Origin of the sequence: Spirosoma sp. KCTC 42546 (genome assembly GCF_006965485.1) — a bacterium.
Lineage (GTDB): Bacteria > Bacteroidota > Bacteroidia > Cytophagales > Spirosomataceae > Spirosoma.
Map to the genome: position 1 here is coordinate 1,404,489 of NZ_CP041360.1, position 25,115 is coordinate 1,429,603.

The window sequence follows — 25,115 nt, forward strand, 5'->3', positions numbered from 1 at the left end:
AAATGGTAATCTATTTGGGCAAATGGAGCGAATTCGGGAGTGGATCGCGGCAAAGAGTATCAGCGCTCGTACGAAAATCAAACAACGGGATATTACCGACTGCGGAGCCGCTTGTCTGGCCTCAGTGGCGGCCTATTATCGACTTTTATTGCCCGTTGCCCGGATTCGGCAGTTAGCCGCCACCGATCAGAAAGGCACGACCGTACTGGGTATGGTTGAGGCTGCGCAGAAACTGGGCTTTCAGGCAAAAGGTGTCAAAGCACCGTTTGAGAGCCTGTCGAAAATTCCACAACCGACTATTGCCCACGTGAACATTCGCAATAGTCAGTTGCAACACTATGTGGTTATTTACCGCATCACTCCCCAACAGATTACGGTCATGGACCCTGCTGATGGGCAAATACACCAGCTCTCGCCCGAGGAGTTTAAAGCCGTCTGGACTGGATTGCTGGTCTTACTGGTGCCCGATGAGACGTTCAAGATTGGCGACCAGAAAGTGCCCGTATTGCAGCGGTTCTGGCAATTGCTGCAACCCCACCGATCGGTAATGATACAAGCCCTATTTGGTGCGCTGATCTACACAATTCTGGGTTTGTCTTCGGCCATTTATATTCAGAAAATCGTCGATAATGTGCTGGTCAACGGTAATCGGAATCTGCTGAATCTGCTTAGTGTGGTTATGATTGGGCTGCTGGTCCTGCAGATCTTTATCAATGCCAACAAGAGTTTCTTCAATTTGAAAACGGGTCAACGGATTGATGCTGCGCTGATTTTAGGCTATTACAAACATCTGATGACACTGCCGCAGTCGTTTTTTGATACCATGCGGGTAGGAGAAGTGATCTCACGGGTGAACGATGCTGTTAAAATTCGGTCGTTTGTCAATGATATTGCGCTTGGGTTGCTCGTTAACGTCCTGATCGTCATTTTCTCGTTCGCGCTGATGTTTACCTACTACTGGAAGCTCGCGCTGATTCTGGTGCTCATTGTACCCTTTTATGCGGGTATTTACTGGGCCATGAACCGATTCAACCAGCGATACCAGCGGAAATTGATGGAGAACTCGGCCGATCTTGAAGCACAATTAGTTGAGTCTCTGAATGCCATGCCGACCATTAAGCGATTCGGACTGGAGCAGTTTGCCAGCCAGAAAACAGAAACTCGTTTCGTTTCGCTATTACAAACGATTTTTCAGACGGGTAGTGCGGGTATTTATGCCGGTAATGCATCTGAATTTGTTACGCGGTTATTTACCATCATTTTGCTCTGGACCGGTGCTGGTTATGTACTACAGAATGACCTGACTCCCGGCGAACTCCTGTCTTTTTATGCGCTGATTGGCTATTTCACGGGCCCTGCCGCCGGTCTCATCGGATCAAATCGAAGCATCCAGGAAGCGCTGATTGCTGCCGACCGACTGTTTGAGATTATGGATCTGGAGCGTGAATCGACGGAAAACAAAGTAGAGCTACAGCCCACTATGGTGGGGGCAATTCGTTTTCAGAACGTAACCTTCCGGTACGGTACCCGTGCTACGGTTTTCGATGATCTGGTCCTGACAATGCCCAAAGGGAAAATTACGGCGGTTGTGGGCGAAAGTGGGTCGGGTAAATCCACGTTGATGTCGCTGGTACAGGGCCTTTATCCCTTGCAAAGTGGCAGCATCTTCATCGGTGATTACGATATCAAACATCTGCATCCCGACAGCCTGCGTCAGGTGGTTAGTGTAGTGCCTCAGAAGATCGACCTGTTTGCGGGCAATGTGATCGAAAATATTGCGATTGGGGATGAGCAACCCGACATGCAACGGCTACTTGCCATTTGTGATCAGTTAGGCATAACCGACTTCATTGAACGAATGTCGAATGGGTTTACCACGTACTTAGGTGAAAACGGAGCGACACTGTCGGGTGGACAGAAGCAACGGTTAGCCATTGCCCGAGCCCTTTATCGTCGGCCTGAGGTACTGATTTTAGATGAAGCTACATCGGCACTGGATTCAATATCGGAACAGTTTGTGCAACGTACGGTACAGCAGCTTCGGAAAGAGGGCAAAACCATTATCATAATTGCCCACCGACTCAGCACCGTTCGGAAGGCCGATAAGATTGTCGTACTGGAGCAAGGCCGGGTTATTGAGGAAGGCAAACATGTGGATTTGCTGAAAAACGGGAAGGCGTATTCGCAATTCTGGCAACAACAGACCGAGGTTGTTTAAGCAGTTAAGCCACCAGGCTACTCCTCAATAAGTCGATAGAAAGCATCCCGATAGGTTTCGCCAATGGGAATCACATCCTGCGCCCGACCGGGGTGATCAATGTAAATTCTGTTTTTCTCGATGGATTCGATACGATTGAGAGCAACAATGTAGGATTTGTGGACGCGTGCAAACTGATTCGCGGGGAGTTTTTCTTCCAGACTTTTCATGGTTTGAAGGACCAGAATACGTTCTGTCGGGGTATAAATAGATACGTAATCTTTTAAGCCTTCGCAGTAGAGAATGTCACTCAGGCCAACGCGCTGTAATCGATATTCGGTCTTAACAAAAATGAACTCTTTGGCTGGTGCTTCCGGCGGGTTATTCGTGTCATGATCCATAGCCGGATTAGGGGCAACTGCAACTGGCGAAATGAGAGGGAATAGCTTTTGCACGGCTTTGTAGAAGCGCTCGAAGGAAACCGGTTTGAGCAGGTAATCGACCACATTATGTTCGTAACCTTCCAGGGCGTACGTGGAGTAGGCAGTGGTAAGGATAACCCGGCATTTGTGGCTATTTACGACGTTCTCTACCAGTTTCAGAAACTGTATTCCTGTGAGTTCCGGCATTTGAATGTCCAGGAACACAAGGTCTACTTCTCCCCGTTGTACGCGGGTTAAGGCGTCAATAGGGCTGGTTGTTGCGCCAATCAGTTCCAGAAAAGGCACTTTTCGGATGTAGTCACTCAAAATGGCATGAGCAAGGGGTTCATCGTCAACAATCAGGCAGCGCATAATAAGGTCTTTAGGTAGAAATTACAACGTCAATTCCAGCGAACAGGCGTAAGTATCCGGATCATTGGTGATATGAAGCGTGTGCTGATTAGGATACAGCAACGATAGTCGGCGCTGTACATTTGCCAGGCCAATACCACCAGATGAATCTGTTTGGCGGTTTATTTTTTTGTTGAGTGTATCAAAGCGCAATCTACCGTTTCGTACACTCAAATCAAGAACTAAGGGCTGATTGGGATCGGTTAAGTCGCCGTGCTTGAATGCATTCTCAACGAACGATACCAGCAGCAGGGGCTCGATACGAAACAGATCGGTATTTCCATCTATGCTGAACAGGACATTGGCATTAGCTACCCGAAGTTTTTCAAGCTCAACGTAGTTTTGCAGATAAGCCACTTCTTTGGATAAAGAAACGCGCCCGGTTCCTCCACTTTGGCCATTGCTATCGTAGAGCATATACCGCATCAATTCCGACAGTTTAAGAATGGCACCCGGTGCCGCATCCGATTTGGTGTAGGCAAGTGAATAGATGTTGTTGAGCGTATTGAACAAGAAGTGCGGATTCACCTGCGATTTCAGGAAAGCCAGTTCAGCCGTATTTCGTTCGCTGACGAGAGCGGTTCGTTCCTGTTCATGGACGAACCAATCTTCAATAATTTTGAATGCCAGCCCTATGCCAATTGCCCAAAACGCATAATATCGATTATCCCAGGCATACGCGATTGTAGAAACGTTCGGATCATAATTGGTGAAGCCAAACAGGTGCCAGAAGAGGACTTGTTCCAGTAGATAGCGAATAATAACGAACCCTAAAATAGCCACTGCCGATCCCAGAACAGCCCATCCTATCTGCCTGCGACTGAGGTAACGGGTGAGTACAACAGCGTGTTCAAACCAGGCGGTGAACCAGAATGAGAAACTAAATGAAATTTCCAGCTCGTTAAAAACCAGTGAATCCGTTTGCGGTTCATAGGCATTCGTTAACATCATAATGGCCCAAAGTAACAAATAGAGCAGATTACGAACACGCGTACGGTTGTTAAGGAAGGCAGGTATACTCAGGATCATGGCAATAGCATATCGACGGGAGTACGAAATACAGTAGCTAAACCCGGACGAGCAAGTTCAATCGACCAACACCTGATTTTGACCGACCAACGCGTGTGTGATGTTAAATAAGCGTTGGTCGGTTCAGAAAACTGTTAGCCGATTTAACAGTGGTGTTGGTCGAATAGACTTGGTTAAGGCAGGAGGGAGGCTGCACTTTTGACCCATCAATTCACCAACATAGTTGTAACCACCATGAAATTGCTCCTCTCACTTTTGCTGACAACTGTCTCATTTCTGGCCACTGCCCAATCAGGTAAGACTAATCAACCCCTCGAAGTCCTGTTTATTGCCGCTGCTCACGATTATGGTGCTAAACCTACTGAAGACTTCTCGTACCCAATTAATAAAGCACTTGCGTTTAAACCGGATGCTGTATTTGGTGAAAACCTTTCGCCCGAGGATTACGATGCGCTGGATCGCCATTGGAACAAAGAAGCTATTGATAAACGACTGGCCTACCTCACCAAAGTAGGCTATCCTCTACCGAAACATCCGCAAGCATTCATTGCTCGTCAGTATAAGTTGCTTCAGAAGCATCCGTATTTTCATCAGGAGCGCATGAAGTTGGCGCATGCCTTATTTCTGACGCACGATTTTGGGAATGCTTCCTATCAGTTTTACCTGCTTGATAAAATGCGTTCCGCGTTCGGTGCCGAAGAAGTAGCTACGTTTACCCGCATACTCGGCCCCGTTGATTCCCTGAAAAACGCTGGTTTTCGGCGTACGAACGAATACTACAACATCTTCCATCCAATCGCTCAGTCGCTGAAGCTGGATAAAATCAGGGCGATGGACTGTCAGAAATATAACACGCCCTGGAGTGCTGCCTGGGGCAAAACAGACTCATTGTATAAGATTTTCGAGAAGGCAATTGAAGCCGATACAAACTCCACTGACTATCGGACCTATGAGAAGCTAGTGAATGAAAATAATTCACTACAGCGATTACTGAATAAAGCGAACCAAGCCGGTAAATCGACGGAATTTCTGAACACCGCTGACTGGGATAAGTACACCGATTTTGGTAATTTCTACGGGAATCGGTACCTGTTTGGGCTGAAAGGTTTTCCTGAAAACGGCGTGCGTGAAATGCTGACCTACTGGACCCTTCGTAACAAAGGCATGTGCCAGAATATCGTGAACCGCGCCCGACAGGCAGGCTTTCGGCGAGTTGTTGTTGGGGTGGGTGCTTCGCATCGGGAACTAATGGTGAGCCTGCTTAAAGCGATGCCTGGCGTAACGGTGTATACACTGAATGAGTATCAACCCTAACAATAGCTGATGCACGTATTTCGCTGGTTTAGGCTCCTGGCAAGGGCCGTAAACTAGAGGAATACGTGCTTTTATGTTTTTTTAAGTTTTAACCCTATTTCTGGCAAACATTTCGCTATCTTCAAAACGTTATGGAACTAGATTAAGACACCAGTTAAGGGACGAACGAATGGAGGAGAATACTAATACTGCGAATGAATCGTCGGATCGTGAGGCCAATATGCCTAAACGTGTCATTCAGAACGATAAAGCAACAGTTCGATTACCTATGATTCTGGGTATCACGCTGGCTGGAGGAATGCTTATTGGCGCTACTTTTTTTGGCGGCACTAAAAGCATGAATAGCATTGGACGAGGCTATGCCAAGTACCAGGAAATTTTGCGACTGATTGAAAATAACTACGTCGATACGGTTAATACGGACGATCTGGTCGATTATTCGATCACGAAAATGCTCGAAAAACTTGATCCACACACGGCCTACATGAACCCACAGGATGCTGTTGCGGCCCGGTCGCAGTTGGAAGGTGGTTTCGATGGCATTGGGGTAGAATTTAATATCTACAAAGACACTGTTTACGTGGTTACGCCCTTGGCCGGTGGCCCTTCTGAATCCGCCGGAATTTTGAGTGGCGATAAGATCATTAAGGTGGATGATAAACCGCTGGCAGGTACCAAAATTGAAAACAGCGCTGTTTTTAAAGCCTTGCGTGGTAAACGAGGTACCGATGTTAAACTAACTATTTTACGGAAGGGCGATAAACAACCAAAGGAGTTTACCGTAACCCGCGACCGGATTCCGACCTACTCGGTCGATGCGGCTTATATGATTGATGCCAAAACAGGCTATATCAAAATCAACCGCTTCTCCGAAACAACTTACGACGAGTTCAAAACCGCACTGTCTTCGCTTAAATCGCAGGGGATGACACAGTTGATGATGGACTTGCGGAACAATCCTGGTGGCTATATGGACCGGGCAACGAACATTGCCGATGAATTCATCTCAGGCAATAAACTTCTGGTGTATACCGATGGGAAAGACAATCGTTACGATCGGAAAACCTATGCACACATTGCCGGGCAGTTTGAAGAGGGCGCCCTGGTTGTACTGGTTGATGAGGGCAGCGCATCGGCTTCTGAAATTGTATCGGGTGCATTGCAGGACCATGATCGCGCGTTGATTGCCGGTCGGCGGTCGTTTGGGAAAGGGTTGGTGCAAATGCCCGTGACACTTTCCGATGGCTCCGAACTGCGGTTAACGATCTCGCGCTATTACACACCCAGCGGGCGGAGTATTCAAAAACCCTACGTACCCGGTCATGAAGGAGACTATGAAAAAGATCTCGAACAGCGCTCGAAACGGGGTGAATATTACATTGCCGATTCCATTAAAAATGACCCCAAACTGAAGTTCAAGACGGATGGCGGTCGGGTTGTGTATGGCGGGGGCGGTATTACACCTGACTATTTCATTCCACGTGATTCGACCTGGCAAACAGCCTATCTAGTACAACTGTACGGCAAGAGTATCATCCGTGAGTTTGCTATGGAATACGCAAATGACAATCGGAAAAAACTGGAAAAAATGCCTTTTGATGAGTTCAATCGCACCGTTACGATCAACGATGAGCAAATGGGCCGCCTGGTGAAAATCGCAACCAGTGAGGGGATCAAGTTTAACGAGAAGGAGTATAACCGCTCGAAAAACTACATCCGTAACCAGATAAAGGCATTGGTAGCGCGCTCTGTGTACCAGAAGAACAACAAAGCTGGACAGAATAACGAGTTCTTCCGGGTTATCGGCCAAACAGATGATACCTACCAAAAGGCTTTACAACTGTTCGACCGGGCCGATAAGCTCGAGCACGGTACGATGTCGTATAATAACAAATAGAGGAGGAAGGAGGAGAGGGACGAAAGGGACAAAGAGTAAATGCGAAAGCAACCCTTTTCCTCCCTCTCTTCCCTTTCCTCCTTCCTCCCTATTTTATTTCCCCTTTTTACTAAACTGATATACCAGCCCCAGGAACGACTGCAGATTCCCGGTCTTAAAATCTTTGCGTGAATAAGGCGCTATTTCAAAGGCCACACGCAGGTTAGGCATGAATGTGAGCGGTTTAATCCGAGCACCAACATGCAGAGAATACCCCTCCAGAATATCCCGGTCATCAATGCTGTTGAGCGCATTGAAGCGAACCCCCAGCCCTGTGTAAAAATTTACCTGACTTTTTCTGGACACATTCACCATGGGGCACAACGTGGTACTGAGCGATCCGAAAATAGTGTTGGTTTGCAGGCGACCGTCAAACCAGAAGGCTCGGTCGGCGTTGGAACTGACCGTAACAATGTTGTTGAAAGGGTAGTAGGCTACCGAAGCCTGACCAAAGGCGGATAACGTAACGCCCATCAGTAAAACCGTGAATGCATGTTTCATGGGGCAAATCAACAACTTTATCGGGCATAAAAAAATCAGATAAGCCGTAAAACGACTATCTGGTTTTGGGCAAAGACGGCTCGGCTCTTAATTTATTTTTTTGACAGGATTACAGGATTAACAGCATCATTCTTTTTCCTGCCATCCTCTTAATCCTGTAATCCTGTCAAAAACACGACTTGTCCTGGAGTGCCATCATACCAACTTTTACTGGTTGGTCTTGTTTTCTTTGTACCTTTACGACCCTTTCTTGCTAACTACTTACTGAAAATGTCCTGGTTCGTCCGAAAAGATAAAGGTATTCAGACCCCAACCGAAATGAAGCGGGAGGCTCCCGATGGGTTGTGGTATCAGTGTCCGAACTGTAAAAAAGCAATGCAGACGCGGGAGCATAAACTCAACGCGTATACCTGCGTACATTGCAATTATCATGAGAAAATTGGTTCCGAGGCCTATTTCTCCATCCTGTTCGATGAGAATGAATTTACCGAACTCGATGCAAACATGCAGTCGGCCGATCCACTGAATTTCGTTGACACCAAGCCCTACCCATCACGGGTGAAAGCCACCATTGAAAAAACAGGGTTGAAAGATGCCGTTCGCACAGCCTATGGGCCTATGAATGGGCTGACGGTAACCATGGCCGTAATGGATTTTAACTTCATTGGGGGGTCGATGGGATCGGTTGTCGGTGAAAAAATAGCCCGCGCAATTGATCACGCCATTAAAAATAAGACGCCTTTCCTGATGATTTCGCGATCGGGGGGAGCGCGTATGATGGAGGCTGGTTTTTCGCTGATGCAAATGGCCAAAACCTCTGCTAAACTCGCCCTGTTAGACAAGGCTAAATTGCCCTATGTTTCTCTGTTGACTGATCCAACAACGGGTGGAGTTACGGCTTCATACGCGATGCTGGGCGATTTTAACATTGCAGAACCTGAAGCCTTAATTGGTTTTGCCGGCCCTCGTGTTATCCGCGAAACTATTGGGAAAGACTTACCAAAAGGCTTTCAAAGCGCCGAGTTTGTACTGGATCACGGCTTCCTCGATTTCATTGTGGACCGGAAAGACCTGAAAGATAAGGTTGTGACGTTGTTTAAAATGTTAATTTAAAAGGAGTAAAGGGAGGAGGGGGAAGAATGGGTGGAAGGATTTTCCCTCTCCTCCTTTCTTCCCCTCCTCCCTTTACTCCTTCATTATGCGAATTGTCTCCCACCCGGTTCTGTGCAATTACTACCTGACGTATCGCTGCAATGCGAGCTGTAGTTTTTGCGACATCTGGGAGCGCCCTTCGCCTTATGTGACGCTTGAGAATGCCCGTCAGAATTTTCGGGATCTCAAAAAATTAGGGGTTCGCGTTATAGATTTCACCGGGGGCGAACCCTTGCTGCATCGCCAACTTCCCGAACTGCTACAGGAAGCCAAACAACTCGGCCTCATAACTACCGTTACAACCAACGCGCTGCTGTACCCCAAACAAGCCGAACGACTGCGGGGACTGATTGACATGCTCCACTTTTCGCTCGATTCGCCAATTGCTGACGAACACGACCGCTCACGGGGCGTAAAATGTTTTGATAAAGTGATGGAGTCGATTGGCATTGCCCGGCAGTTGGGGGAACGCCCGGATATTCTGTTTACGGTATTTGAACATAACGTGCATCAAATCAGGCAAATGCACGAAGAAGTTTGCCTGCCAAACGATCTGGTACTGATTCTGAACCCCGTATTCGAGTACAACACAGTCGAAACTGGTGATCGGCTTTCGGAGGATACGCTCCGTCAGCTATCATGGTGGGGAAAACAGAAAAACGTTTACCTCAACGAAGGATTTATTCAACTCCGGCGCGATGGCGGCAATCATATCGAAGAGCCGATTTGTCGGGCGGCCAGCACCACAATCGTAATCTCTCCCGAAAACAAACTTGTCCTGCCCTGCTACCATCTGGGCCTGAAAGACTTCGCTATTGATAATAATCTGTACAATCTCTATCAATCCAGTGAGGTACAGAAATTAGTAGCCCTGGAAGGTCGTTTGCCCGCTTGCGAGGGCTGTGCCATTAACTGTTATATGCAGCCTTCTTTTGCCGTTGAAGTGAACAAATACTTCTGGCGAGCCTTGCCCAGCACCCTCAAATATAACTGGGTAAAAGGCACTTGGAAGCAGCTTTTCTAGTTGCTTTGGTTGCTTTTCATATGCCATATCTTGAAGATATGGCATATGAAAAGCAACCAAAGCAACTAGAAAACTATCGCTTCACAATCTTCCGTAACAATGACCGTCCACCAACCATAGCCCGAACCAAATAGGTGCCTGGTGCCAAGCTAGTCATATTAATACTTTGCTCGTGCTCACGGGAAGCCCGATTGAAGGTCTGTTCGTGTACGTTTCGGCCGTTTATGTCTAGTAATTGTAGAGTAGCTGTGGTTGGATTGCTGGTTTGAATAACGACCTGCAAGCGGTCCTCTACGGGGCTGGGAAAGGCGGTGAGTACCATATCGGAGTCGATATAATTTGGTATCGCTGTGATGATACCATTTCCTTCAATAGCAGGTTCGTAAGCCGGAATGGTACTTGGCGTACCGGGTAGGTCGGCAACGATTACCATAATTTCCTGGGCTGTTTGACTGAGAAGAACACCATTACGATATTCACTTATTGAGATAACAATAGTGTAGTTGCCCAGTTTAGTGGGTGCATCCCATGTTAAATCTCCTGTGCGACTGTTGAGTTTATAGGTTCCCTGATGCGTCGCATCGTTCGGAAACTGGTAAGTAGACATTTGCCGATAATTACAAAAATCACTCATTGTGTTCGTCTGTGATTTAGCGAGCCCATAAACCAGGCTGTCGCCATCGACATCTATCGCGTGAAGTGGGAGTGTAATTTTCTGGTTTATAGGGATATATAGTCCTGTTGTCGGAATGGATAGAGATGGGGTTTGATTTGCCGCCGAAACGGTTGTAAACGTAGTTGTAAGCGCTAGCGGTTCCTGTTGCACTGTACTGTTCAGGACGTTGACGGCTGGTGTTCGGTTAGTTAGTGATGTCATTAGGGTATATACGCCCGGTCCGGCATACGTATGGTTGATCCGGTAGGTGTTAATGCCAATACCTGAACTGATATTGTTGCTACCAAGCGGAACATTTACCAAGCTTGCGCGAGTGACTGTAGCTGTATTACCATCGCCAAAGCAAACACTTATGGACGATGCCTCCGTTGTGGCAGGGCCTATATACGAGTAGAGGGTTACCGTAATCTCATACGTCAACGAGGAACCCGAAGCAGCTTTAGCCTGAATATAACCACCAATTAAATGAGTCGCCTGTGCTAGTTGAATGCCCAGGAATGTCAGAGATAGAACCAGGAACGTTCTCATGAATAGATAAGGGGAAAGGATAGCGCTTTTCCTAGCTAACTGCAAATGCACACATAACCATATACTTGTTTCTGAAGATTTCTTTAACGGTATTTATGTATCTTTCTGCCTATGCTGTACACTGCTGAACAAGTCACTCAGTTACCCTCCGAAGGCTTTCGATACCTCATGGTATCGCTGGATGATCACGTACTAACCATCACCCTGAATCGCCCTGAAAAGAAGAATGCGCTCAACCCGCCCATGTTGGCGGAACTGGCCTTCGCGCTGGCATACGCTCACTTTACAACCGATGTTTGGCTGGTGGTGCTGGCAGCTGCGGGCGATACATTTTGTGCCGGAATGGACCTGAAAAGCCTTTCATCGGGTGATCAGGAGGTAATGACCGTACCTGAACCATCAGGGCCAGTTCGGTTGGGAGAGTTGCTGGTGGAATTACACAAACCCTGCATTGCACGCGTGCAGGGACCAGTGTATGCCGGTGGATTTTTGTTAGTAGGAGGTAGCACCTACGTTGTAGCAGCTGAGTCGGCCACGTTTAGTTTGCCTGAAGTCAAGCGCGGATTGTTTCCGTTTCAAGTGCTGGCGCTATTACTTGATATTATGCCCGCCCGTACGGCACTTGATCTTTGTCTGCGTGCCCGAACACTCATGGCCACAGAAGCCTACTCAATTGGATTGGTAACGAGTGTTGTGCCCGCCAGTGAACTAGATGAAGCATTAGGGCGTCTGATCGACGAACTAAAGCAGTTTTCGCCAACAGCAATGCAGGCTGGATTAAGCGCTTACCAACAACTAAAGCGAGAAGCGTCCGAGGAACAGCAGGCGTTTCTGTATGACCAGTTTGTACAGCTTCAACAAACTCCCGATGCCAGGGAGGGGATGGCTGCTTTTCTGGAGAAGCGAAAACCGAAGTGGGGAGGGGAATAAATGGATAATGGATAATGGATAATGTTATTGGTTGATTAGTAGGGGAATGTCTAGTTCATTATTCATTATTCATTAACCTTGCTATTGCTTCGGTAAATCCGGGCAGTTTTCTTTCCGGCGTGTATCAATGATGTTTTGAATCTTCCAGTTACCATTCACTTTCACGAGGGTAAATGCATTGACGCCACAGTGACTTTTGGCTTCCTTCAGGTAAAAAACGTAGGGTGTCCAGGCAGTAGCCAGTTCGGCATCAATCTTTATTTCCATACCCGAGAGCCGCTCATCGAGTGTAAACGCGGGATATTTAGTGACAGAAGCGGCAAACTTACCCATGTCGTCTGTCCGTACCGAAACCGCTCCTTCCTTATTTTTTGCGATAGTTTGCAAGGTTGCACCGGGTAGAAAGGTGTTCTTGATCTGTGTTGAATCAGCTTTTCGCATACCATCGAACATCAGCTTTATGGTAGTGCGGACAGCCGCTTCGTCCTCGCTGGTTTGGGCGAAGGCAGGAAGGCAGGCGAGAATAAGGAGTATGGTTTTCATAGGAAGAACTGGAATGCTGCTGGTTATGATCAATATGATTTACGCTAACAATCAAAACTAATCATGCCGAGCATAACCAGCAGCGTTCCATCGCATTAAATATACTGATTGACAATCATTTCATATAATTCCTGCTTGCCACTGAGTTGTTTTGGCTCACCGTTTTGCATAGCGTACGCACGCAGATCTTCGAGCGTTAGCTCGCCTTTTTCAAAACGTGCCCCCTCACCCGAATCGTAGCTGGCGTAGCGGTCGGCGCGTAGTTTCTTGTATTGCGATTTATCCAGAATGGCTTCGGCGGCAATGGCTGCCCGGGCAAAGGTGTCCATACCACCGATATGCGCGATAAAAATGTCCTCCAGATCGGTAGAGTTTCGGCGCGTTTTGGCATCGAAATTAACTCCGCCCGATTTTAGTCCACCCGCTTCCAGAATTACCAGCATGGCTTCGGTTAATTCATACACATCTACCGGAAACTGGTCGGTATCCCAGCCATTTTGGTAATCACCCCGGTTGGCGTCGATGCTGCCGAGCATATTGTTGTCGGCGGCCACCTGTAACTCATGCGCGAAGGTATGATTGGCCAGTGTAGCGTGGTTGGTTTCGATGTTCAGTTCGAAATCATCCTGCAAGCCATAACGATTCAGGAAGCCAACAACCGTAGCCGCGTCGAAATCGTACTGGTGTTTGCTGGGTTCCATTGGCTTCGGCTCGATGTAGAATGACCCTTTGAAACCCTGCTTGCGCGCATAATCACGGCTGATTTGCAAGAACTTACCTAAATGTTCGGTTTCGCGTTTCATGTTGGTGTTCAACAGCGACATATAGCCTTCCCGACCTCCCCAGAATGTGTAGCCCGAACCGCCTAATTCGATGGTTGCGTCGATGGCGTTCTTCACCTGCCAGGCGCCGTGTGCCAGCACGTGAAAATCGGGGTTAGTACTCGCCCCATTCATGTAGCGTTCGTGCGAGAACAGGTTGGCCGTTCCCCATAGCAGTTTTACCCCGCTGGCTGCCTGTTTCTGTTTGGCGTAGTCGACAATGGCGCGGAAATTTTTCTCGAATTCGGCGTTTGAGTTACCTTCGGGTGCCACATCGACATCGTGAAAGCAGTAATACTCCATGCCTATTTTCGTGATGAACTCAAAAGCCGCATCCATTTTGTCGTGAGCCGCAGCCAGCCGATCGGCGTTGGCATCCCAGGGAAAATGTTTAACCCCCGGGCCAAAGGGATCGGCACCGGTTCCGCAGAAGGTATGCCAGTAAGCCGTTGCAAATCGAAATAGGTCTTTCATCGGTTTGCCCAGAATGAGCCGGTTGGCATCGTAGAACTTAAACGCCAGCGGGTTATCGGACTCGCGACCTTCGTATTGAACCGGCTTTTCCAGAAAAGGGAAATAGGTTTTTTCGCCAAGGGTTAACTGAATGTCAGACATGAGAACGTGGTTGAGTTGATACTTGGTTGAAAAGCGAGTTAACACTGGTTTTTCCTCATTGGATTTTCACAAAAGGGGTCAAGACCTCGTGCCACGGTTTAGATATTACTCTAAAGTAGCCGTGGCACGAGGTCTTGACCCTTTTACAAAACTTATGTAATCAATAATCTTTCAGACCCCTTTCTGCGTAGTTTTTGTTTTGCCTGCCTCTGTCAGGGCTCCGCTCTCCCGGCGGGTCATTTTTTTGACGTACTCAACCCGACGAAACCGAAGCGCGCTCCAGTCTTCGTCGATCGCCACCATCCGAACGGGCTCAAAGCCCAGTTGGCCCAAAAGTGTCCAGCCGGTATCCCGATTGAAATCGCATTTATGTTTCTTCGAACTGCCTTTAGGATACGTCATCCAGAGGATAGCATCACCGGTTAATTTATCTGCTAATACCGGGCTAAGTGTATCCACTTCCTGCTGTGTTTTTACGAAGGCAATGGCAAACTCACCTTTCTGAATTTGTTGGGGATCGGTTACAATGGTGGTTAGGGGACGCATCTCATCGACAACAGGCGAAAATTCAACGGGCAAGTTAATCACCGCGATTTCGGCTTGCGCTTTGTAATTGAGTTTGGCGAAGATGGGGTTCATAGGAATAATTAGTTTCCAGTAAACGCTTATAACTGTAAAACAGACAACCACCGCCCATAGGCATCCCGATAGGCTTCCTGCGCCCGCATATCGGGCTCGATGGTCTTGGTGACGTGTAATCCGGTAAACGCTTCCTGTGCGGTTTTGTAATGGCCAAGTCCCAGGCCAGCTCCTCGGGCAGCGCCCTGGGCACCATCCGTATTGTACAATTCAATAGTTGCTCCCGTCAGGTTAGCCATTGTGTCGCGGAAGAGGGGGCTGAGGAACATATTGGCTTCGCCCGCCCGGATGGTTTGCAAACCTACCCCCACGCTTTCCATAATCTGGATGCCGTAGTAAAGCGCAAATACAATGCCTTCCTGGGCGGCCCGGATCATGTGGGGCAACCCGTGGCGTGTCAACTGTAGCCCGTGAAACGACGCTCCTAAATCGGCGTTTTCGAGCATACGTTCGGCACCGTTACCGAAGGGTAGACAGACTAAACCATCGGCACCAATGGGCGATTCATGCGCCAGCTTATTCATCTCATCATAGCCAATTGATCGATTCAGCATCTGATTTCGAAGCCAGCTATTCAGAATGCCCGTGCCATTTACGCAAAGCAGCACCCCATAGCGTGGCGCTTCCATGGTGTTACTAACGTGTAGAAACGTATTGACCCGCGATTTTGGGTCGTATTTAGCCTGATCACTCACACCATACACCACGCCCGATGTGCCCGCCGTAGCGGCAATCTGACCTGGTTCCAGTACGTTCAGTGAGAAGGCATTATTCGGTTGATCGCCAGCGCGATAGGTGACGGGGGTTCCGGCTGCAAGGCCCAACTCAGCAGCTGCCGAAGCCGTTATCTCGCCCTGTGGAGCAAAGGTTGGCTTGATGGTTGGGATCAAGGATGAGTCGAAACCGAAATAATCGAGTAGGAACTGGGCAGGTTGGTTGGCCTGGAAATCCCAGAATGCCCCTTCCGAAAGCCCCGACGCCGTTGTGACAATATCGCCGGTCATGCGGGCGGCCAGATAATCGCCGGGGAGCATGAACTTGTCCACCTGGGCGTATACGTCTGGCTCATTGGCTTTCACCCAGGCGAGTTTGGCTGCGGTGAAATTGCCCGGCGAGTTCAGCAGGTGGTGTAATGTTCGATCATGGCCCAGCGCGTCGAACGCCTGATTTCCATACGGAACAGCTCGGCTATCGCACCAGATAATGGAGGGTCGCAGTACATTGAACTCCTTATCAACCACCACCAGACCATGCATCTGATACGAAATGCCAATGGCTTTTACATCAGCGGGTTGGATATTAGCCTGTTGCATAACCGCCTTACTGGCTAAACAAGCGTTTTGCCACCAGATCTCAGGCTGTTGTTCAGCGAACCCCACTTGCGGAGATTCGATAACCATTTCAGGCTGAGGGAAAAAGGCCGAGGCTACAACTTTGCCGCTTTCGGCATCTACTAAACAAGCTTTGACAGACGAACTGCCGAGGTCGAATCCAAGGAAATACATGCGGGTACCAGAGTTAGGGAATCTGTTGCGAAAGTACAACGAGAAGCGGATAATCAGTAAGTCCAGTAAAAATGTCTCTTATCTTGCGAATTATTTGGCTTTTATGAAACGATTTATACTTTTTGTCGCCCTCTTCTTACTCATAAAATCGGCTGGTTTTGCCCAAACCGTTACGCCCGATTGGACGAATCAATACTGGCCTTCCCGCTGGATCGTGCACCCCACAGCGCCAACCCGGCAATATGGTATTTATCATTTTCGGAAAGCCATTGATTTAGCGCAGAAGCCAGCTCGGTTTGTCGTTCATGTGTCGGCCGATAACCGGTACCGATTGTTTGTCAATGGCAAGTCGGTAGCGCTGGGGCCTGCTCGTAGTGATACCCAAAACTGGAACTACGAAACACTCGACATTGCGCCTTTTCTGCAAGCGGGTCGTAATGTATTGGCCGCGCAGGTGTGGTACATGGGCGAGAGCGCACCGTTTGCCCAAATGAGCTACCAGCTTGGCTTTTTGTTGCAGGGAGATGGCGAAACCGAAAAAGTGGTTAATACCGATGCCAGTTGGAAGGTTTACCAGAATCTGGCGTATTCGCCCATTAAAAACGACATTCCTAAGCTGAGAACCTACATTGTTATGGGCGATGGCGATCATGTCGATGCATCAAAATACCCCTGGGGCTGGGAGCAGCCTGCGTTTGACGATAAAGCCTGGGTAGCTGCCAAGCCGTTTGGCTTCCCGACTAAACCGCGTGGTCTGGGTACCGATGGAAACTGGGCCCTTGTGCCTCGTACCATCCCGATGATGGAGGAAAACGTTGTCCGTCTGGCAGCTGTCCGGCGGAGTGAGAATGGCAAAATGGATGGGGCTTTTTTGCAAGGCAAATCACCCGTGACGGTTCCGGCTAATACGAAAGCCACGTTTATGCTCGACCAGAGCTACCTCACAAATGCCTATCCTGAACTGACGGTAAGCAAAGGGAAGGGAGCCGTTGTGACGTTATCCTATGCCGAAGCCTTGGTTGATGCGCAGGGTAAAAAGGGAAACCGGAATGAGGTGGAAGGCCGGACACTGCGAGGTTTCGACGATCAGTTTGTGGCCGACGGCTCCGAGAAGCGCACCTTCCGACCACTCTGGTTTCGCACGTATCGCTACTTGCAGCTGACGGTTGAAACGAAAGAGGAGCCATTGATTTTAGACGACCTTATTGGAAAATTTACCGCTTATCCGTTCGAGGAGAAAGCGAAGTTCACGGCCAGCACCTCCATGCCGGGCGATACCACACTGAAAGCACTCTGGAATGTTGGCTGGCGAACGGCCCGGCTTTGTGCGGGCGAAACCTATTATGATTGCCCGTATTATGAGCAATTGCAATACACAGGCGATACCCGGATTCAATCCATGATTTCGCTCTACGTAACGGGCGATGATCGGTTGATGCGGAAAGCCATCACTGATTATGAGCACAGCCGATTCAACGATGGCCTGACGCAAAGTCGGTACCCATCAGCTGATTTTCAGGTTATTCCGACTTTTTCATTGTTCTGGGTGTGTATGGTTCATGACTACTGGATGCATCGGGAGGATGATGCATTTGTGAAGTCGATGCTGCCCGGTATTTTGGGTGTATTGAACTGGCATGAGCAGCGTATGGCCAAAACAGGGCTCAATGGACCGCTGGAATGGTGGAACTTTGTGGACTGGTCGGCCTGGAAAAATGCGAAAGATGAAATTTCGGGCGGTGTTCCAAACGGTGCCCGTAAAGGTGGGTCTAGTATTCTATCCCTGCAACAGGCCTATACCTATACTCGGGCCGCCGATTTGCTGGCTCATTATGGAAAGAACGAACTAGCCGAGCATTACCGCGAACTCGCCCGACGCCTGAACAAAGCGGTATACGAACAGTGTTGGGATGCCAGTCGTAATTTATTTGCCGACACGCCCGATAAGAATTCCTTTAGTCAACACGCCAATATCCTGGCCGTGCTGACGAATGCTGTTCCAGTTGCGCAACAGGCAGCTCTGTTGCAGAAAACCATAGCGGATACATCACTAACGCAAGCGACGTTTTACTTTAAATTCTACCTGTTTGAAGCCTTGAAAAAAACGGGCCTTGGTGATCAGTTCATCGTCCAGCTAAAACCCTGGCGCGACATGCTGGCAATGGGGTTAACCACCTTCGCCGAAAACCCCGAACCAACCCGTTCCGATTGCCACGCCTGGAGCGCGTCTCCTTTATACGAATTTCTTTCCACAACCTGCGGGATTCGAACTGCCGAGCCAGGTTTTAAGTCAGTTCGTATCGAGCCTTTTCTGGGAGACTTAACTAGTGTAGAAGGGAAAATGCCGCATCCCGCGGGTGAGATCGCCGTGCAGTTTCAGAAAACGCCTGCTGGCGGTTTAACGGGCACCGTTTCCCTTCCCACTAACGTAGCGGGTACGTTGCGCTGGAAAGGGAAAACAATGCCGTTAAAGTCTGGAAGCCAAACGATTAGTTTGTAGTCATCATTTTAGCTTTTCCTCTGCCTTGGGTTTGAGTGTGCCGCGTGCAATAGGCTCCGGCTTTGATTTAGGATTGACGAAGCGTAACAACGTGGCTGTTGGAAACACATCTTTGGGTAGCTTGGTGATAACCAGCTGATAAGAGCGGGTGCCAATGACCAGATTTGAATAGGTCATGGCCGGCCCCGATTCCTGTAGCAAACCCCAGTTGGCAATGGGTTCCTTCGCCAGTAAGGTAGCATCCTCCTCTGATAAAGCGGCAAAGGCTGTATCGGGCTGGAAGTGTTTTCCACTCACATCCTCAATGACCGAGATGACGGCTGGTGGCGTAGGCGATGCTGGCTTAGTCTGGGCTGCTGCTAACGCTCCCATTAACAGCAGGGATAAACTAGTGAGTATGTTTTTCATGATCTGTTGAGTATAATTGTTTAATCTACAGTCCTATTCTAAAAACTGAGATTTTACAGGAAGTCCAGGAAGGTTTCCTGTACCTTATTGTATATAAACTCAGATTTTGCCAGTCCGTTTAAAATTCAGCGGACCATTACTTCAAAAATTCCAGAACAGCCTTTTTGTAGGCTTCCAGTGTTTGTATATGTGGAATATGACCCACACCCGGAAGCTCAACTAACTGACTACCTGGAATCTGCTGTTGCGTATGCTTACCCAGGATCGGGTATTGGCCATATTGGTTGACTATAGTTTTCGGGACGCGGGCTTTGCCAACAATGGTTCGGTCGGCCTGACCAATGATGAGTAGGGTAGGTACCTTAATATTTTTGAATTCGTAGCAGACGGGCTGCTCGTAAATCATCTGGTAGGTGAGCGCATTGGCCCAGGCAATGCGCTTGAATCGTGGATCGGTCAGAGCGGCTGCCTGCGCTCGAACCCACTCTTCATATTCAGGCTTCCATTGTGGATAATAACTCTGCTGATAGTTCTTGTAGGACTCGTAAGTAGCTGCTACTTCCGTTTTGTACAGGCTATCGAGGGGAGAATAGGGTACAAACGAACGATAATCTTCCAGGCCAATGGGGTTCTCCAGAATAAGCTGGCTGACTAAAGTTGGGTAGAGTAAGGTAAATCGCGTAGCCAACATGCCACCCATCGAATGGGCAATAACGATTACCTTGTTGATTTTCAGGGAATCAAGTAATCGTTTGTTATTAGTTGCCAGGGCATGAAAGCTATAGTGTAAATCTGGATAATCAGATTTGCCCCAGCCAACCTGATCGGGCACAATAACCCGGTAACCAGCCTTGCTTAGAAAAGCAATCACATCCCGCCAGTAGATGCCATTAAAGTTTTTGCCGTGAAACAGAATAACACTTTTGCCATTTGCTGTACTGACGGGAGCTACATCCATATACGCCATTCGCATCGTTTTTTGCTCTTGATGCAACGTGATGTATCGTACCGGATAGGGGTACGGAATGGTCTGCGCGAAGGCCGAAAAAGCTGTTAGCCAACTAAGTAGGAGAAACGAAAAATAAAGTTTCATGACGTGAGAATGAAGCGGTTTGCCAAGTAGTAAACCGCTTCATTCTCACAACTGTTTTGCACCAACAATCTGCCCGTTATCGGTTCGTTGCACGTACACAAGAACGGCTGTTTGATCGGTAGTCAGATCTGTAGGTAAGGGCAGAACCAGTTTTCCCGATGTCCCTGATTCGTCGACGGTTTTGAATTGCCGAACTACGTTTGTGTTCACGAGGGTGCGACCTCCATTCTCGCCGTTCTTCACTGCCGTATGGGCTTCTTTCTGGACCAAAGCTATATTTACGCGATAAGGGCCAGCGGCAGATAGCTCGTACGAAACGGTTGCCTGTTTTCCATCACGGGTAACTGTGCCATCGACGCCTATAAAAGCCGATGCCGGTTGTTTCTGAATGGTTTGAATAGTCTGCTCAATACGTCCGCGTTGGCCGCCAACGATATCCTGCTTCCCGTTAATGACCAGTTGTGGTGTGTAGGTCTGGGTTTTCAGGGTACGGTCGTATTGGCGTTGCCGGTCGGTATATTGTTTGGCACTGAATGGGTCCTGCCAGCCCAGCCGGTTCCAGTAATCGACGTGGAATGACAGCCCATAAACGGCCTGACCTGATCGGATGGCTTGCTGAGTAATTTCCTGCAAGGCCTTGTCGGCGGCCGGGCAGCTAGAACATCCCTGCGACGTGAATAACTCCAGTACAATAACAGGCTGGGCCGCTGGTTTTGCCGGTTTGTCGAAAGGAGATGATGCAGCTAACCCTAAAGCGGTCAGGAGAGTGAGGATGTAATTCATGGCGTAGTTGTTGGATCTATTGATTTTATAAGCCTACATAATAATCATACCCTCGTTCAGCCCAGAAATCGCGCGGACGCTCGTCGGAGAAGAAAATTCGACCGATTCGTTTCAGGTTTTTTACGCCGTATTTCACGGGAATAATTAACCGAAGCGGTGCACCGTGGGGCGCTGTAATGGGTTCCCCGTTTAGTTCGTAGGCCAGTAATGTTTGCGGATGTAAGGCACTTTCCATGTCGATGCCTACGTAATAGCCTTCGTCAGGTGTTTCCATGCCAACATACTTGTATAGGTCGTCCGTGTTATCTGGATTAGGCCCGTTGCCACTTCGGGTACCCAGCTTATGTTTCGCCAAAAAGTCTGACAGTCGCGCACCACCCCAGTGCTGCACCTGACTCCAGCCCTCAATGCACTTGAATTCATACACGATTTCGTGTTTGGGCAGGGCTTTAATGTCATCAATGGTTAGCATGAGTGGTTGGTCTGTTTCCGAAGGCTGATCAATCTGTAGCTTCCAGTCTTCCGGAATGGGGGTTTTAATACCATCATAGCCATTGACCCGTGCTTTCTTTGCTGCATCGGCTATAGAGAATGTGGGTACTAAGTGCGTATTGCTGAAGTACGTTCGGGCTACCTGTTCATTGGCATTTAATATGTTACGAAAAGGTCGTTTAATTCCCTGAGCGCCGGGACTCTTCGTGATCCACTGATATACACCAACTGGTACGGCGCTGGCCACTGCAAACCAGCCAAACGATTTAAGCATCCGCCGACGAACAGCCGACTCAGGAATATCACTTTCAGGGAGTTTCGGTTCTGTTGACTGGCTCATGATAGGGCAGGAGTTGGGGTAGGTGAAGGTTCGACAGGTTGCGGTTCAATTGGTTGATCAATGACGGGTTCGTTCGTAACCGGGTGTTCTGGATTATGCGGCTTTATCACTTCAAAACCCGTTACCATCGACTGGAAGTTTTGCCAGCCCGCCCGAATCACCTGCCAAATGTGGATCGCAAAAAACAGGACGTAGCCAACCGTTAGTATGAAATGCTCCAGTCGGGCGGCTTTGTAGCCTCCCAGTACACTCGTCAGCCACGAAAATTGGGTGGGTTTATAAATGGCGAAACCCGTTAGAACCGAGCCAATGCCCATTAGCATGATGGAAAAATAGGCGATCTTCTGGGCACCGTTGTATTTGATAAAGGGCGGTTGAGTTTTACGAAGACCAAAATCGTAGAGGGTTACCTGAATGGCCTCCAGAAACGAGTTTCGATTCGGGACCAGATGCCGCCATTCGCCCGAAATGAATGTGTAGCCCACATAGAGCAGACCGTTTAGCATAAACAGCCACATAAATACCCAGTGCCAAGCCATTCCTTCGGCTAATCGGCGAGGTACATGCAGGAACGTATAGAAACCATCGGGAAAGAATGACAGCAGGGTATAATCGCCGATCTGGATTTTATAGGGATCGTACGCCCAGTAAATCAGGAGACCACTCCAGATCATAACGAACAGAACTGGAAAGTTAATCCAGTGAAACCACCGAATAGCCAGTGGGTGTTTATGGACAATGCGTTTCATGGCGTATGCGAGGGTATAGTATAAACTATACGACCAATATCGAGGAAAAGTTTGAACGTGATAAATTTGTTATAATTTCACAATCAGGCAATTGGGTGCTCCGCAGAAAGATACTGTTTATATTGAGGAACTGTTTTTGTTGATTGTTCACGGTACCTGGCTTTTTGTTCGTCATTTATACGCAAATGAACTTCTGGTTAATACAGTTTTTCGGCAATAGGTATAAAATCCTAACTTGCTAAAAAACACGTTTATGTCTCTCCAAACCCTCGATACTGGTCTTTTTAAACTCGATGGCGGGGCCATGTTTGGCGTTGTCCCCAAGCCGCTCTGGAATAAACTCAACCCCGCCGATGAACTAAATCGGTGTACCTGGGCCATGCGTTGTTTAGTATACGAACAGGGTAACCGACTCTTACTGGTCGATACGGGCATTGGTACCAAACAGGATGCCAAGTTTTTCGGTCATTATGACCTACATGGCGATGCTAATTTGCTGAATTCTATTCATAAGGCAGGGTATTCAGAAACCGATGTGACGGATGTGTTGCTTACGCACCTGCACTTTGATCATGTAGGGGGAGCTGTTCAGCGCGATGGTGACCGGTTAACTCCCGTTTTTCAGAACGCTACCCATTGGGTGCACCCAGACCACTGGAATTGGGCCACACACCCAAACCCACGCGAAAAAGCGTCGTTCCTGCATGAAAACATTATACCGTTGCAGGAACATGGTCAGTTGACCTTCCTGATGGAACACCCGTTTCCCTTTGCTGATATTGATTTACGCTATGTGGATGGTCATACCGAAAAAATGGCTTTGCCGTTGTTTCGTGTGAACGATCGGACGGTAGCGTATATGGCTGATTTGATTCCATCTTCGGCGCATATTCCGCTACCTTATGTGATGAGTTATGATGTACGACCATTGCTAACGATGGACGAGAAGACGCAACTCCTACAACAGGCCGCTCAGGAAAACTGGATTCTGGTTTTTGAACATGATCCCGTTACTGAAGCCGCCACGGTTGAGCTCACCGATAAAGGCGTTCGTCTTAAGGAGAAAGGGAAACTGGCGGAATTTGTGTAGTGCGGTTTCCTCCCGCACTACACAAACCAAAAAACGGTACACACCGTTATCAAATCAAAGAGCTGAAACGTATGAAAATTGGTTTGGCATTATCGGGGGGCGGGGCGCGTGGTATTGCTCACCTGGGCGTTATTAAAGCGTTGCAGGAAATGGGGATCGGGTTTGACCAGATTGCCGGAACCAGCGCCGGAGCCATTGTTGGCGCGTTGATTGCCCACGGATTTACACCCGACGAAGGCCTGAAAATAATTGAGTCGTCGTCATTTATGCGGCATTTGCGTCCTGCCTGGAATCGCATGGGTTTATTGCGAATCGACACCGCAACCGAACTGTATAAAAAATATATTCCACACGATTCGTTTGAGGGGTTACAAATTCCATTACATGTGGTTGCCGTTGACCTCAACGCTGGTGAGCAGGTCATCTTCGAGAAAGGGGAACTGATTCGCCCGGTGCTGGCGTCCTGTTGCCTGCCGGGTATTTTTGAGCCCTTACTCATTAATAAACGTCAGTTTGTTGACGGAGGGGTTCTGAATAATTTACCCGTTGATGTGATCGAAGATAAAGTAGATTTTGTGATTGGGGCGCATTGCAACCCATTTGGCATGACCAAGCCGATTCGTTCGATGCGAGGGGTTATTGAGCGTAGTATCATTTTGGCGGTTCAAAGTAAAACGAAGGCAAAGTTTTCCCACTGCGATGTACTACTGGAGCCTGCTGATTTAGCAGGCTATAGTCCGGCCGACGTTGGTAAAGCGCGGGAGTTATTTCGGATTGGCTATCAGTATACCCGCTCGATGGCACCTGATATTGAACAGGCACTCAATCGGGCAACTGCCGTACAATACTAATACCAATAACCTCATAGGTTATAGTACCAGGACGCCGGACTTTAAAGTCCGGCGTTTCGAGTTTATAGGGGAGGGGTACTTCCTAATAGGGCAGAGGCATCGGGAGCTTTTGAGCCAGTTGAAAGGTAGTTGGTTAAACTTCAAGTATAACTTTTAATTGTTTTTTAATACTCAGCCCTAAGGGTAGCTATCAATAGGTGATCAAAGGTAATTTATCGGGGTCAGCTAAGGCTTGATTAGGCCCTAGCTGACCCATTTACTAGCTAAAAAACCATTACTTACTTTTTGGTAAACGATGAATTTGCCCTCAAAATGAGCATTATGCAAAAAATAGTCGCTGTTTACTAAGCCAGCATCTACGTAAAGTTATATTTTTAATGTCTGTAGGTACGTATATATAGTATTTATAACTAAGTAATGAAAAAATTGTATTCGGAATAATATTTTGTATGTGTAGTCAAATTCAGATTTATGTTGGCTGTTTCATTTGATTAGGGAAAATTTGTATTGCTTCATTTTGCTATTACATTTGTTGTAGTTGCATTTTTTTCTTGACCTAACTAGAA

General features: G+C 48.1%; 22 protein-coding genes. 9 read left to right on the plus strand and 13 right to left on the minus strand.

What is annotated here, in order from left to right:
• Positions 1–22 precede the first annotated feature (22 nt).
• Complete coding sequence (locus EXU85_RS05675) at positions 23–2,218, plus strand: peptidase domain-containing ABC transporter (RefSeq protein WP_371732039.1); 2,196 nt, start codon at positions 23–25, stop codon at positions 2,216–2,218.
• Positions 2,219–2,235: 17 nt separating this feature from the next.
• On the opposite strand, the gene EXU85_RS05680 is transcribed toward EXU85_RS05675, so the two are convergent.
• On the minus strand, positions 2,236–2,991 hold the full coding sequence (locus tag EXU85_RS05680; RefSeq protein ID WP_142771141.1) for a LytTR family DNA-binding domain-containing protein: 756 nt from the start codon (positions 2,989–2,991) through the stop codon (positions 2,236–2,238).
• A gap of 21 nt (positions 2,992–3,012) precedes the next feature.
• Positions 3,013–4,059: a sensor histidine kinase gene (locus EXU85_RS05685; RefSeq protein WP_142771142.1), complete on the minus strand. Its 1,047-nt coding sequence runs from the start codon at positions 4,057–4,059 to the stop codon at positions 3,013–3,015.
• Between the two features lie 234 nt (positions 4,060–4,293).
• Here EXU85_RS05685 and EXU85_RS05690 point away from each other — a divergent pair, with 234 nt between their 5' ends.
• Both EXU85_RS05690 and EXU85_RS05695 read left to right on the plus strand, forming a co-directional pair.
• Positions 4,294–5,373 carry a DUF5694 domain-containing protein gene (locus tag EXU85_RS05690; RefSeq protein ID WP_142771143.1) on the plus strand — a complete coding sequence of 360 codons (1,080 nt, stop codon included), beginning with the start codon at positions 4,294–4,296 and terminating at the stop codon, positions 5,371–5,373.
• Between the two features lie 169 nt (positions 5,374–5,542).
• The gene (locus EXU85_RS05695) at positions 5,543–7,270 is read left to right on the plus strand and encodes a S41 family peptidase (protein ID WP_142771144.1); all 1,728 of its coding nucleotides are present in this window, start codon (positions 5,543–5,545) and stop codon (positions 7,268–7,270) included.
• Between the two features lie 93 nt (positions 7,271–7,363).
• On the opposite strand, the gene EXU85_RS05700 is transcribed toward EXU85_RS05695, so the two are convergent.
• Positions 7,364–7,810 carry a hypothetical protein gene (locus tag EXU85_RS05700; protein ID WP_142771145.1) on the minus strand — a complete coding sequence of 149 codons (447 nt, stop codon included), beginning with the start codon at positions 7,808–7,810 and terminating at the stop codon, positions 7,364–7,366.
• A 270-nt stretch (positions 7,811–8,080) separates the two neighbouring features.
• Here EXU85_RS05700 and accD point away from each other — a divergent pair, with 270 nt between their 5' ends.
• Both accD and EXU85_RS05710 read left to right on the plus strand, forming a co-directional pair.
• Positions 8,081–8,923, plus strand: a complete 843-nt coding sequence (gene accD / locus EXU85_RS05705; protein WP_142771146.1) for an acetyl-CoA carboxylase, carboxyltransferase subunit beta — start codon at positions 8,081–8,083, stop codon at positions 8,921–8,923.
• A gap of 85 nt (positions 8,924–9,008) precedes the next feature.
• The gene (locus tag EXU85_RS05710) at positions 9,009–9,986 is read left to right on the plus strand and encodes a radical SAM protein (RefSeq protein WP_142771147.1); all 978 of its coding nucleotides are present in this window, start codon (positions 9,009–9,011) and stop codon (positions 9,984–9,986) included.
• Positions 9,987–10,059: 73 nt separating this feature from the next.
• Here the strand turns inward: EXU85_RS05710 and EXU85_RS05715 are convergent, their stop codons facing one another.
• On the minus strand, positions 10,060–11,190 hold the full coding sequence (locus tag EXU85_RS05715; protein ID WP_142771148.1) for a T9SS type A sorting domain-containing protein: 1,131 nt from the start codon (positions 11,188–11,190) through the stop codon (positions 10,060–10,062).
• A gap of 111 nt (positions 11,191–11,301) precedes the next feature.
• Here EXU85_RS05715 and EXU85_RS05720 point away from each other — a divergent pair, with 111 nt between their 5' ends.
• Positions 11,302–12,120: an enoyl-CoA hydratase-related protein gene (locus tag EXU85_RS05720; protein ID WP_142771149.1), complete on the plus strand. Its 819-nt coding sequence runs from the start codon at positions 11,302–11,304 to the stop codon at positions 12,118–12,120.
• Between the two features lie 81 nt (positions 12,121–12,201).
• On the opposite strand, the gene EXU85_RS05725 is transcribed toward EXU85_RS05720, so the two are convergent.
• The 4 genes from EXU85_RS05725 to EXU85_RS05740 all read right to left on the minus strand — a co-directional run bounded on the left by EXU85_RS05725 (position 12,202) and on the right by EXU85_RS05740 (position 16,243).
• Positions 12,202–12,663 (minus strand): nuclear transport factor 2 family protein, encoded by a 462-nt coding sequence (locus tag EXU85_RS05725; protein ID WP_142771150.1) that lies wholly within the window; start codon positions 12,661–12,663, stop codon positions 12,202–12,204.
• A gap of 95 nt (positions 12,664–12,758) precedes the next feature.
• Complete coding sequence (gene xylA, locus EXU85_RS05730) at positions 12,759–14,099, minus strand: xylose isomerase (protein ID WP_142771151.1); 1,341 nt, start codon at positions 14,097–14,099, stop codon at positions 12,759–12,761.
• A gap of 171 nt (positions 14,100–14,270) precedes the next feature.
• Positions 14,271–14,738, minus strand: a complete 468-nt coding sequence (locus EXU85_RS05735; RefSeq protein WP_142771152.1) for a hypothetical protein — start codon at positions 14,736–14,738, stop codon at positions 14,271–14,273.
• A 26-nt stretch (positions 14,739–14,764) separates the two neighbouring features.
• Positions 14,765–16,243, minus strand: a complete 1,479-nt coding sequence (locus EXU85_RS05740) for a xylulokinase (RefSeq protein ID WP_142771153.1) — start codon at positions 16,241–16,243, stop codon at positions 14,765–14,767.
• A gap of 103 nt (positions 16,244–16,346) precedes the next feature.
• Between EXU85_RS05740 and EXU85_RS05745 the strand changes: the two genes are divergently transcribed.
• Positions 16,347–18,743, plus strand: coding sequence for a family 78 glycoside hydrolase catalytic domain (locus EXU85_RS05745; protein ID WP_142771154.1), 2,397 nt, complete (start codon positions 16,347–16,349; stop codon positions 18,741–18,743).
• Between the two features lie 3 nt (positions 18,744–18,746).
• Here EXU85_RS05745 and EXU85_RS05750 read toward each other — a convergent pair whose 3' ends face one another.
• The 5 genes from EXU85_RS05750 to EXU85_RS05770 form a co-directional block, all read right to left on the minus strand.
• Positions 18,747–19,151: a hypothetical protein gene (locus EXU85_RS05750; protein ID WP_142771155.1), complete on the minus strand. Its 405-nt coding sequence runs from the start codon at positions 19,149–19,151 to the stop codon at positions 18,747–18,749.
• Between the two features lie 136 nt (positions 19,152–19,287).
• Positions 19,288–20,244, minus strand: a complete 957-nt coding sequence (locus EXU85_RS05755; protein WP_142771156.1) for an alpha/beta fold hydrolase — start codon at positions 20,242–20,244, stop codon at positions 19,288–19,290.
• A gap of 45 nt (positions 20,245–20,289) precedes the next feature.
• Entirely contained in the window at positions 20,290–21,027 is a 738-nt protein-coding gene (locus EXU85_RS05760) for a thioredoxin family protein (protein WP_142771157.1), read from the minus strand.
• Between the two features lie 25 nt (positions 21,028–21,052).
• Positions 21,053–21,859 carry a molybdopterin-dependent oxidoreductase gene (locus tag EXU85_RS05765; protein WP_142771158.1) on the minus strand — a complete coding sequence of 269 codons (807 nt, stop codon included), beginning with the start codon at positions 21,857–21,859 and terminating at the stop codon, positions 21,053–21,055.
• Entirely contained in the window at positions 21,856–22,608 is a 753-nt protein-coding gene (locus EXU85_RS05770; RefSeq protein ID WP_142771159.1) for a cytochrome b/b6 domain-containing protein, read from the minus strand. Before EXU85_RS05770 ends, EXU85_RS05765 begins: the two co-directional genes overlap by 4 nt.
• Positions 22,609–22,861: 253 nt before the next feature.
• Here EXU85_RS05770 and EXU85_RS05775 point away from each other — a divergent pair, with 253 nt between their 5' ends.
• On the plus strand, positions 22,862–23,698 hold the full coding sequence (locus EXU85_RS05775; protein WP_142771160.1) for an MBL fold metallo-hydrolase: 837 nt from the start codon (positions 22,862–22,864) through the stop codon (positions 23,696–23,698).
• 71 nt (positions 23,699–23,769) lie between these two features.
• Positions 23,770–24,549, plus strand: coding sequence for a patatin-like phospholipase family protein (locus EXU85_RS05780; RefSeq protein ID WP_142771161.1), 780 nt, complete (start codon positions 23,770–23,772; stop codon positions 24,547–24,549).
• Positions 24,550–25,115: the final 566 nt, after the last annotated feature.